Origin of the sequence: Allocoprococcus comes (assembly GCF_013300725.1) — a bacterium.
In the GTDB taxonomy this organism is placed as follows: domain Bacteria; phylum Bacillota; class Clostridia; order Lachnospirales; family Lachnospiraceae; genus Allocoprococcus; species Allocoprococcus comes_A.
On the sequence record NZ_JAAIMM010000057.1, the window covers coordinates 1 to 2,918 of the forward strand.

Below are 2,918 nucleotides of genomic sequence, written 5' to 3' on the forward strand. Positions count from 1 at the left end.
TGATCAACAGGTGGCTCTTTTTGAAAAATCAAGGTACAGATGATTACCTACTTACGTTAATTCAATTATTTCTGGACAATTAAAGGAGGATAGAGTATAGAACAATGATTTATTGGATATTTGCTTTTATAGCAACTGGTTTCGCTTATTTATCAGTTCATGTAAAAGGCAGAAAACTAAAAATAATAGAGGGGCAAACAATTGTTTATCCGGATAAGATTTCATTTGGATTATCTTTTTTAGTGTACTTTATCCCAGCAGCAATTCGGTATGGAATCGGACAGGATTATTTTTATACATATGCTCCTACTTTTAGGTGGATTGCGAATAAAGTCATAAATTCAGAAACTCACTCCTTAATCAGATATAATGAATGGGGGTTTACGGCACTTAATAAAATAATTGCATGTTTTACATCGGATTATCAATGGATCTTTGTAATTACTGCTTTGATTTCGCTTATCCTTGTATATCAAAGTATAAAAAAAGATTCTGTAAACATTCCATTTAGCGTTTTGATGCTAGTACTGGGTTCGTATTACTTGGCTAGTTATAATTTTGTCCGACAATGTATTGCAATTGCAATATTTGCGTATTCTTTGAGGTATGTTGAAGAACGAAAACCTATGCAATATTTTATTTGTGCAGCTCTTGCAACGACTATGCATACAATTTCAATTATATATTTTCCGTTCTATTTTCTTGGAAATATAAAGTTGAAAAAGAAAATCTATTACATATTGCCAATAGCAGTTATTGGCATTCTAGCAATCTGTCAGCCATTTGTAATAAGAATTATTTCGTTAACAAGATTCTCAAGGAATATTAGATTGGGACAACATTACAATTTATTTTTATCAGCAGTTGTATTAATAGTATATTATGCCACGATTGTTGGATTTAATGAAAAAGATAAGAGATATAGAATATATGCAAATGATTTGCTGATAGCGACGTGTTGTATCGGTATAAGTTCATTTACAGGTGCGACAGATCGTTTGATATATGCATATTATTATATAAATTTTTTAAGTATTCCATATGTTTTTAAATATGCTAAGTGGGGGAAAAATGCAAAGTTGATAAAACTGGCAATTATTATAGTGCTAATCGGTTTATGGATATTTGAACATATATATTATGACCAGTTTTCGGTGCTTCCGTATGAAAGCATAATTAAATGGTAAGGGAGAATTTATATGAAACCATATTTGATAGATGTACCGGTAAAAGTTAACATTTGGACACGTCCGGAGTGTCAGCGCAAGCAGTTTGAAGTTATTAAACAGGCGAGGCCAAGTATTCTCTTTGTAACATCAGATGGCGGTAGAAATGAAAGAGAGTGGCAGTTGATTTATCAAAACAGAAAGATTTATGATGAGGAAATTGACTGGGAATGTATAGTATACAAATTATATATGGATAAAAATTTAGGCCTTTATGCAATGGGTCAGAAACGTGAAGAGTTAATTTGGAACACTGTAGATAGATGTATCATGTTGGAGGATGATATATTACCATCCGTTAGTTTTTTTAAGTATTGTGCAGAACTTCTTGAAAAGTATAAAGACGACGAAAGAATTGAATGTATTTGTGGCATGAATCACTTGGGTAAAAGCGAAAATGTTACAGCGGATTACTTCTTTTCTAGACAAGGTTCCATTTGGGGGACAGCAGTGTGGAGAAGATCTATTATTAATAGGGGGGGATTTTCCTATTACGAAGACCCATATGTCATGAGTCTATTAAAGCAGCGAACAAAGAAAAATCCTATTGCTTGGAAGCGTCTGTGCGCATATGGACAGAATGAGAAATATGAGGGTCATGTGGCTGGATCAGAGTTTTGGTATGAATTTGATATGTACGCTCAAAATAGACTTCAAATAATTCCTAAATACAATTTAGTGAGTAATATTGGTTGCAACAAAGAGTCAATGCATATGGATGAAATTAAGCAAATGCCGAAGGGCTTTAGAAGGGTACTTAATATGGAAACACATGAAATTGAGTTTCCAATGAAACATCCACACTATATTATACCTGATGTAGATTATGAACAAAAAAGAAATAGAATAATGGCCTACAATAAACCATTGATTTCTTTGTATAGAAGAATTGAAAGAGTATATCTAAAGCTTGTTAATGGTGAAACGGATTATATAAAGAATAAGATAATTAGTAAAATTAAGAGGAAACAAATTGATGAAAAATAAAGGTGGACATATCGAAAAATCAAAATATTCATATTTGTTACAGAATACAATTTTGTTGTCTTTAGCATCTTTTGGATCAAAATTTTTATCTTTCTTCTTAGTTCCTTTATATACTAATGTTTTATCTACGGCTGAATATGGGATGGCAGATATTATTACTACGAGTTCTACTCTTTTAGTGTATGTATTGACAATTAATATTGGCTCTTCAGTGTTACGATTTGGTATTGATAAAAATGAAAAATCTGATAGGGTTTTTTTATACGGAGCAAGGATTGACAGTTTTGCCTGTGTAATATTAGCGTTTGGCTTAGTACTGATATATTTATTGCATTTATTTAATTGGGAAGGATATTATTATATATTTCTTTGGCTTGTTTTTGCAGCAGAAACATTTGAAACATTGGCAAACCAATTCCTGCGCGCAATAGATAAAGTCCGAGTGATGGCAGTCTCATCCTTGCTCGGAACAATAGTACGATTAGCATCTAATCTTCTCTTTCTTTTAGTCTTGAAATGGGGAATGTTTGGATATTTGTTGTCACTAGTGATAGGTCCAAGTCTTGCAACTGCTTATGCATTGATTCATATTTTGCCATTGAAAATTGAAAAAGTTTCGCATGAATATAAAAAGAATCTACATTCTGAAAGTAAGTAGGTAATCATCTGTACCTTGATTTTTCAAAAAGAGCCACCTGTTGATCA

The 2,918-nt window shown here is 32.1% G+C and carries 3 protein-coding genes; all 3 read left to right on the plus strand.

Features of this window, described 5'->3' with window-relative positions; translation table 11 throughout:
- Positions 1–104 precede the first annotated feature (104 nt).
- Genes G4407_RS15825 through G4407_RS15835 form a run of 3 tightly spaced genes read left to right on the plus strand, consistent with a single transcriptional unit; the run spans position 105 to position 2,871 of the window.
- Entirely contained in the window at positions 105–1,187 is a 1,083-nt protein-coding gene (locus G4407_RS15825) for an EpsG family protein (RefSeq protein WP_173689640.1), read from the plus strand.
- Between the two features lie 12 nt (positions 1,188–1,199).
- Positions 1,200–2,213 carry a hypothetical protein gene (locus G4407_RS15830; RefSeq protein ID WP_173689641.1) on the plus strand — a complete coding sequence of 338 codons (1,014 nt, stop codon included), beginning with the start codon at positions 1,200–1,202 and terminating at the stop codon, positions 2,211–2,213.
- A complete protein-coding gene (locus G4407_RS15835; protein WP_173689642.1) occupies positions 2,203–2,871 on the plus strand; it encodes a lipopolysaccharide biosynthesis protein in 669 nt (222 codons plus the stop codon). Before G4407_RS15830 ends, G4407_RS15835 begins: the two co-directional genes overlap by 11 nt.
- The last annotated feature ends 47 nt before the right edge of the window (positions 2,872–2,918 follow it).